The sequence below is a fragment of the Simiduia sp. genome (genome assembly GCF_058345725.1).
Genome location: NZ_JBTUOC010000080.1, coordinates 20,664 through 28,012, shown reverse-complemented (window position 1 = coordinate 28,012; position 7,349 = coordinate 20,664). Strand labels below are relative to the sequence as shown.

Here is a 7,349-nt window from a genome sequence, read left to right as displayed (position 1 = left end):
GCCAGAGTTTGCTCGTAGGCGGCCAGCCGCTGGCTTTGGTAGAGCACGGGTTCGTCCGAAACAAGCCCGTGTATCGCCAGGGCCTGGAGAATCTGCTGGGCCGCGCCAGGCACTTCTCGGGGTGGGTCCAAGTCTTCCATGCGCACCAGCCATACGCCCGCATGAGCGCGCGCATCCAGCCAGCTGGCCAGGGCGGCGAGCAGGCTGCCAAAGTGCAGGGGGCCTGTGGGCGAGGGGGCAAAGCGACCGCGGTAGGGCTGATGCATGCTAATCAAAAACAACAAAGGGCGAATAATCGCCCTTTGTGAGTGGGTGCCCCAACAGCGGGCACCGGAGCAAACGGGCGCGTCTTAGCCGCCAATTTGCTTTTCTTTGATTTCCGCCAGGGTTTTGCAGTCCACGCACAGAGTAGCTGTGGGGCGCGCTTCCAGGCGACGGATACCAATCTCCACACCACAGGTTTCGCAGTACCCGTAGTCGTCCTGTTCAATCAGTTCGATGGTTTTGTCGATCTTTTTGATCAGTTTGCGTTCCCGGTCGCGGGTGCGCAGCTCAAGGCTGAACTCTTCTTCCTGACTGGCGCGGTCGGCCGGGTCTGGGAAGTTTGCTGCCTCATCTTTCATGTGGCTCATGGTGCGATCCACTTCTTCCATGAGTTCACGTTTCCAGTTCAGGAGGATGCTCTTGAAATGATCACGTTGTTGTTCATTCATGTACTCCTCACCCTTTTTTTCCTTGTAGGGTGTGAAGCTTGAGCCATCCAGTACTGACTCTTTGGCTGCATTCTTGGGCATGTTGACGCCTCTTCTAAAACTTCCGGGTTGTGCAGAATGGGGGTGGCCGACGGAATTTCAAGCCCCCCCTGTTGCGAACGGAGCAAACTACCAGATTCCGCCCCCGCCTGCCACTGTTTTACCCCTGCGCCGACGCGGTCTGCCAGCTGGTACACTGGTGTGTTTTCAGACGCCACTTTTGGCTAAAAAACGGTCACTTTTACGGGGAGTTGCCATGATTTTTGACCCGCCGCTCATCCAGGGGCGCTTGATCAAGCGCTACAAACGCTTTTTGGCGGATGTGCAAACAGCAAGCGATGAGGTAATTACCATACACTGCCCAAACACCGGCTCCATGCGCGCCTGCCTGAGTCCGGGCGATCCCTGCTGGTATTCGGTGTCCGACAGTAAAACCCGCAAGTACCCGCACACCTGGGAGATCGCCACTACACCGGACGGTTACCTAGCGGGGATCAATACCCACAGGGCCAACGCCCTGGTTGAGGAGTTGCTGCGCGCTAAATTGGAGCCGTCACTGGCGCCCTATGCCGACCTGCAGCGCGAAGTGAAATACGGGGACGAAAAATCCCGCATCGATTTTTTACTGCGCGGTTCGGATCTGCCCGATTGCTTCCTGGAAGTTAAAAATGTCACCTTGCACGAAGGCGAGGGGCTGGGTGCCTTTCCCGATGCTGTGAGTGACAGGGGCGCCAAACATTTGCGCGAACTGGCGGCCATGGTGGCGGCCGGGCATCGAGCAGTGCTGTTGTTTTGCGTGCAGCACTCGGGCATTGATCGGGTGGTGCCGGCCGATAATATCGATCCGCACTACGGCACTTTGTTGCGCGAGGTGGCCGCACAGGGGGTAGAGATCTTGGCCTGGGGCGCAAGCCTGTCTGCGCGCGAGATCCGGCTGACTAAGCCCCTGCCGGTGAAACTGTAACGGGCAGCTGCACGTCGATCTGCCCATCCTTGAGGCGGCACGGCAAGCGCTGCAGAGACCGGCCGCGGCAGGGCCCGGCCACGCACTCGCCGTCTTCGATTAAAAACAGCGCGCCGTGGGTACTGCACTGAATAAATTCGCGCTCGGCATCTAAAAATTGATCGGCCTGCCACTGCAATTCAATGCCCAAGTGCGGGCAGCGATTTTGGTAGGCATACGCGGCATTGCCCTGCTTGACCACAAACAGGGCAATGCCGTTGCACGTGAACTGTTTACTCTGGCCATCGGCGATGGCGTCGCCGGGGCACAGGGTTTGCCAGTGAATATCAGACACCCTGTTGCAAGGCTCGAATGCGGTCTTCCAAGCGCGGGTGGCTGGCAAATAAATCGCCCAGCTTGTTGCGCAAATTGCCGTTGATGCCAAAGGCGTAAAGGCTGTCGGGCATGCTGGACTCCAGTGCGCGCTTTTGCTCCAGCTGCAGGCCCTGCAGCGCGCGAATCATGCCCTGGCGACTGGCCAGGGTAGCACCGGCGTGGTCGGCGCGAAACTCGCGCCAGCGGGAAAACTTCATCACGATAATGGAGGCCAAAATACCCAGCACCAGCTCCGCGATAATAGTGGTGATGTAAAAACCCAGACCGTGGCCATTTTCATTTTTAAACACCGCGCGGTCGACGGTGCTGCCGATGATGCGGGCGAAGAACATCACAAAGGTATTGACCACGCCTTGAATCAGCGACAGGGTAACCATGTCGCCATTGGCTACGTGGCCAATCTCGTGGGCCAGTACGGCCTCGATCTGCTCGCTGTCCATGCGATCCAGCAAGCCCTGCGATACCGCCACTAGGGCGTCGTTTTTGTTCCAGCCGGTGGCAAAGGCGTTGGACTCCTGGGCGGGGAAAATGCCCACTTCGGGCATTTTAATGCCCGCTTTGTCGCTTAAGCGCTGCACGGTCACCAGCAGCCATTGCTCCTGTTGTGTGCGGGGCTGGCTGATCAGGCGCGTGCCGGTACTGCGCTTGGCCATCCATTTGGAAATGAACAGTGAAATCAAACTGCCGGCCATACCAAAGACGGCGCAGAACACCAGCAGCGCTCCCAGGTTTAACCCTGAGCCGCTGGCGGCAAAGTAGGAGTTGACGCCCAGCAGGCTGAGCACGATGCTCGCGACCAGCACCACGGCCAGGTTGGTTAACAGAAATAAGCCAATTCGCATCACGACAAAAACCTCTCACATGATTAGGTCCAGACGGCCTGTACGGACATTTAGATGGTGATGAGAGGGGGAAATTCAATGGCGGTGCGTTGAATTATTCGCTGTGCGCGGCGACCTGCTGGTTGAGCTGGTTAATTTTTTCGGCCATTTCCTCGATGAGGCTCAGACAAATTTGCGGCTGGTGCTCCACAAGATCGATGAAGTCTTCTTTGCGCACGGCCATAACCGAGCAATCGCTGGTGGCGACCACCGTGGCATTGCGGGGTTGGCGCGTAAACACGGCCATGGCGCCAAAGATTTCGTCGGTGTGGATATCGCCCACCTTAACGCCGTCGCGCATGGCCACCGCCGAACCCTCTAGCAGGGTGTAAACGCAGTTGGCGGCCTCGCCCTGGGCGATGATGGTCTCGCCACTGTTAAAGCTCATAAAGCCGGTGCTGGGCTGAAAATTACTGCGCTTTTCCAAGGCAAAGGCCTCGCGAAAATAGGTGCACAGACAAATTAAATAGTGGGCCCAGTGTTGTTGCATGGCCTGGCTGGCGTTTACGCGGGCCAGCAGATCGTCGCGCAGTATGGGTAAAAAACCGGCTTGATCTGCCACCAGTTTGCCCTCGGGCAGCTGCAAGCTGCGCGACAGGCCCAGCAAATCGCCGGCTTCGAACTCCAGCAGCACCTTGCCCTGGCGCTCCAGGTGTACCTTGCCCTCGGTAATCAGCAGTAGCTGGTTGGAGGGGAGGTCTGCGAAGACATCGGCGGTGTGGGCGTAGTGAAGGGGGCTGCCCGTGGCGACGCCCTGCACCAGCAGCTCGGTTAGTCCGCGCAGTTTGAGTGTCAGCTCGGCTAGGTGATCTGGCTGGTTTTCGGGTAGGTGCATAGGTCCACTCGCTGTGTAGTAGGGGGCGAGGGTGCTTAGCTTGACTCGGCTTCGCTCTCGCGTTCGGCTTCTTCCACCAACTTGGCTTTTAAATCGGGCGCCAAATCATTCCAATGGGTGTCTGTCAGCGCGCCCTGTAAAGCATATAACATTACCTTGGAGACATTAATACCGCGCGCCTTGATGCGCTTGTAGGCTGTGACTGGCCCCACAGCTTTTAAATCATCGTAGCTGTTAATGCCAATGGCGCGCAAAATATTGACTGACGCGGCGCCCAAGTTCTTCAACTGCTGTAATTCGCCCTGACTCGATGTCATGGTGTCTCGCTCCTGCAGTGGTTTTTATTATTGCTCAAGCCGCCTCGCGGTGCAGGCATGCTGCTTTTATCTCGAAACGCTATAATACCGACTGATTTGATAAGCGCAATCACAATGAGTTTAGACGCCAAACAATTGTTACCTTATTTATACGGCCTGCAGCCGCCACCGCTGGTGTCTTGCTTGGGTGGCCAGGTGCAGCCAGCTTTGGCGCCGGCGCTGACCGCCATGGCGCAGGCCGCAGCAACCGCCGGTTTTCAATTGCGGGTAGCCAGCGGGCATCGAGACTTTGCACGCCAGCTTCACATTTTCAACGGCAAGGCGCAGGGCCACCGACCGCTGCTCGACAGCGATGGCGCGCCGCTCAAGGCCGAAGACCTGGCACCGGCGGCGTTATTGGCAGCGATATTGCGCTGGTCGGCCCTGCCTGGGGCCTCGCGGCACCACTGGGGTACTGAGGTGGATGTCTACGATGCCAGTGTCTGTGGCGACGGTTACGCACTGGCGTTGACGGTGGCCGAGTGCGAAGGCGTGATGGCGCCGTTTCACACCTGGTTGAGCGATTACTTAACGGGCCAGGCGGCCTTTGAAAGGCCGTATATGCACGATCGCGGCGGTGTGGCGCCAGAGCCCTGGCATCTGAGCTACACCCCGCTGGCACGCCCTTGTGCGGCAAGCTTTTCCTGTGCGGGTCTGCGGCAGGTCTTGGCCTGCGCGGACATTGCGCTTAAACCGCTTATTCTCGAACAATTGCCCGCCCTGGTTGCCCGCTATGTCGAGCTCTGAGGTGTGCTCGGCAGGGCTGGTTATCTTTGATTGCGACGGCGTATTAGTCGACAGCGAATCCGTAGCTAATCGCGTGCTCACCCAGCACCTGCAAGCGGCGGGTGTGGACGCGACCGAGGCCGCCTGTCGGGAGTTGTTTCAGGGGCGCAGCGCGGAGCAATGTATCGACCGCATTGGCCGGTGGCTGGGTGAGTCCGAGGCCACCGTTTTCTGGCGCCACATGCAGGCAGAAACCCTGGTGGCGCTGCGCACTGTGCGCCCGGTGGCCGGGGTCGACGCGGTGTTGCGCTGGCTGGCAGAGATTGCGTTGCCCTGCTGCGTTGCCTCGGCCGGGGACTATGAAAAGATGGCGGTCACTCTGGGTGGCAGCGGTTTGCAGCAAGCCTTCCAGTTACGCTGTTTTAGCGCCGTCGACGTCGCTCACAGCAAGCCGGCACCGGATGTGTTTTTGCTGGCTGCCGAGCAAATGGGAGAGTTGCCGCAGCGCTGTTTGGTCGTAGAAGATTCCGCTCTAGGTGTGGAAGCGGCGGTGGCGGCCGGCATGGCCGTCGCTTGGTATCGTGCCGAAACTGGGCCCGCACTACCGGCAATGTGGCGCACAGAGGGTGTTCAATGCTTCTCGGCCATGGCACAGTTGCCGGCCATTATTCAGCAGTGGCGAGAGGGGCAGCTATGAGTCCATGCGCAAGCGAGCTATGGCAGTCGATGTGCGACGAGGCGCAGCGCTTCAGCGACGGCGAGCCGGCGCTGGCCAGTTTTTACCATGGCGCCATATTAAATCACCCCAACCTGTGTTCCGCGTTGAGCTATACCTTGGCGCTAAAGCTGCACAGCACTAACTTGCCGGCCATCTTGTTGCGCCAGGTGATCGATGAGGCGCTGGCCGCCGACCCCGCTATCATGCGCGCCGTACAGCGCGACATTCACGCCTGCATGGAGCGGGATCCGGCCTGCCATCACTTCGTGATGCCGCTGTTGTACTTTAAAGGCTTTCAGGCGCTGCAGGGTTACCGTATAGCGCACTGGCTGTGGCAGGCAAACCGGCGCGCGCTGGCCATGTATTTCCAGAATCAAATTGCCGAGACCTTCAGTGTGGATATTCATCCGGCCGCGCGTCTGGGCGCGGGCATTATGATGGATCACGCAACGGGCATCGTGATAGGCGAAACGGCCGTAGTGGCCGACAATGTGTCGATGTTGCACGGCGTCACGCTGGGCGGTAGCGGTTGCAGTAAAGGCGGTGATCGCCACCCCAAAGTGGGTAAAGGCGTATTGATTAGCGCCGGCGCCAAATTGCTGGGCAATATTCAGATTGGTGCCGGTGCCAAAATCGCCGCCGGTAGCCTGGTGTTGGCGCCCGTGCCGGCGGGTAATACTGTGGCGGGTGTGCCGGCTAAAATCGTGGGTAAACCGAAAACGCCCAACCCGGCGCGGCAGATGAATCACAGCGTGGTGGACGAGTAGGCGGGCAATCTGGGCGCCGCGTGGTCAATAGCCGAAGGTGGCCTGTGAGAATGCCACGCGCGTCTCGATGCTGCAGGGGCCCTGCAGGCAGGCTTCATCGATGGCCTTGAGTCGGTGCATCAGGCCGGTTTGATTGGCCACCTGAATCGACAGGCCTGGACGGGCATTTAGTTCCAGAATGAGCGGGCCGTAGAGTTTATCCAGTACGATATCGGCACCCAGGTAGCCGAGCCCTGTCATTTCGTGAGCGCCGCTGGCCAGTAGCAGTATGGCTTCCCAACTGGGAACTGTGAGTTCGTCAAAGGCCTGGCCGGTATCAGGGTGCCGGGTTACCAGACTGCCATTTTGCACCGCGCAGATGGCCTTGCCGTTGGCTAGATTTAACCCCACACCCACGGCGCCCTGGTGCAGGTTGGCCTTGCCGTCCGAGCTGTGGGTGGCGCAGCGAATCATGGCCATCACCGGGTAGCCCCGATACACCACCACGCGCACATCGGGTACGCCCTCGTAACTGTATTGGCTCAGCGCCTCGTCAAAGTTGATTAACGCCTCGAGCATGGCGTGGTCGGTGCGGCCGCCGAGACTGAACAAACCCGAGAGTATGTTGGACGTGTGACGGCGCAAGTAGTCTGCACTGACCCGTTGGCCAGAGGGCTTGATAAAGGTGTCGCCCTCGCGCCCGACGATTACCAATATACCTTTGCCGCCGCTGCCCTGTACGGGTTTGATGACAAACTGCGAGCGCTCGCCAATAATGTTTAAAATCGATTTGATCTGAAATTGGTGCTCTATCACACCCACCAGCTCTGGCACGGCAATGCCCGCCTGTTGGGCTGCCAGTTTGGTTTTTAATTTGTTGTCGACCAACGGGTAAAGGCTGCGCTTGTTGTAGCGCAAAATGCACTGCACATTGCGCCGGTTCATACCCAGCACGCCGGCCTCGCGCAATTTTTTCGGGCTTGCAAACCAGCCCAT

11 protein-coding genes are annotated in these 7,349 nt (G+C 58.9%); 4 read left to right on the top strand and 7 right to left on the bottom strand.

Annotation, left to right across the window (positions count from 1 at the left end):
• Together ACW8F6_RS16340 and dksA are read right to left on the bottom strand one after the other, a co-directional pair.
• Positions 1-266 (bottom strand): glutamate--tRNA ligase family protein (locus ACW8F6_RS16340; RefSeq protein ID WP_491576950.1); only part of this gene is annotated, 266 nt, incomplete at its 3' end.
• Positions 267-350: 84 nt separating this feature from the next.
• A complete protein-coding gene (gene dksA / locus ACW8F6_RS16335; protein WP_491576948.1) occupies positions 351-794 on the bottom strand; it encodes an RNA polymerase-binding protein DksA in 444 nt (147 codons plus the stop codon).
• A 214-nt stretch (positions 795-1,008) separates the two neighbouring features.
• Here dksA and sfsA point away from each other — a divergent pair, with 214 nt between their 5' ends.
• On the top strand, positions 1,009-1,716 hold the full coding sequence (gene sfsA, locus ACW8F6_RS16330) for a DNA/RNA nuclease SfsA (RefSeq protein ID WP_491576947.1): 708 nt from the start codon (positions 1,009-1,011) through the stop codon (positions 1,714-1,716).
• Here sfsA and ACW8F6_RS16325 read toward each other — a convergent pair.
• From ACW8F6_RS16325 to ACW8F6_RS16310, 4 genes are all read right to left on the bottom strand, one after another.
• A complete protein-coding gene (locus ACW8F6_RS16325) occupies positions 1,691-2,041 on the bottom strand; it encodes a Rieske (2Fe-2S) protein (RefSeq protein ID WP_491576949.1) in 351 nt (116 codons plus the stop codon). The genes sfsA and ACW8F6_RS16325 overlap by 26 nt on opposite strands.
• A gap of 1 nt (position 2,042) precedes the next feature.
• Positions 2,043-2,936, bottom strand: coding sequence for a protease HtpX (gene htpX / locus ACW8F6_RS16320; RefSeq protein ID WP_491576946.1), 894 nt, complete (start codon positions 2,934-2,936; stop codon positions 2,043-2,045).
• Positions 2,937-3,027: 91 nt separating this feature from the next.
• Positions 3,028-3,807, bottom strand: a complete 780-nt coding sequence (locus ACW8F6_RS16315) for a Crp/Fnr family transcriptional regulator (protein WP_491576945.1) — start codon at positions 3,805-3,807, stop codon at positions 3,028-3,030.
• A gap of 35 nt (positions 3,808-3,842) precedes the next feature.
• Entirely contained in the window at positions 3,843-4,124 is a 282-nt protein-coding gene (locus ACW8F6_RS16310) for a TfoX/Sxy family protein (RefSeq protein ID WP_491576944.1), read from the bottom strand.
• 114 nt (positions 4,125-4,238) lie between these two features.
• Here ACW8F6_RS16310 and ACW8F6_RS16305 point away from each other — a divergent pair, with 114 nt between their 5' ends.
• Genes ACW8F6_RS16305 through cysE form a run of 3 tightly spaced genes read left to right on the top strand, consistent with a single transcriptional unit; the run spans position 4,239 to position 6,374 of the window.
• Complete coding sequence (locus ACW8F6_RS16305) at positions 4,239-4,910, top strand: M15 family metallopeptidase (RefSeq protein ID WP_491576943.1); 672 nt, start codon at positions 4,239-4,241, stop codon at positions 4,908-4,910.
• Positions 4,897-5,586 (top strand): HAD family hydrolase, encoded by a 690-nt coding sequence (locus ACW8F6_RS16300; protein ID WP_491576942.1) that lies wholly within the window; start codon positions 4,897-4,899, stop codon positions 5,584-5,586. The genes ACW8F6_RS16305 and ACW8F6_RS16300 overlap by 14 nt, the downstream gene beginning before the upstream one ends.
• Entirely contained in the window at positions 5,583-6,374 is a 792-nt protein-coding gene (gene cysE, locus ACW8F6_RS16295) for a serine O-acetyltransferase (RefSeq protein WP_491576941.1), read from the top strand. The genes ACW8F6_RS16300 and cysE overlap by 4 nt, the downstream gene beginning before the upstream one ends.
• Before the next feature lie 24 nt (positions 6,375-6,398).
• On the opposite strand, the gene ACW8F6_RS16290 is transcribed toward cysE, so the two are convergent.
• Positions 6,399-7,349, bottom strand: coding sequence for an alpha-L-glutamate ligase-like protein (locus ACW8F6_RS16290; protein ID WP_491576940.1), 951 nt, complete (start codon positions 7,347-7,349; stop codon positions 6,399-6,401).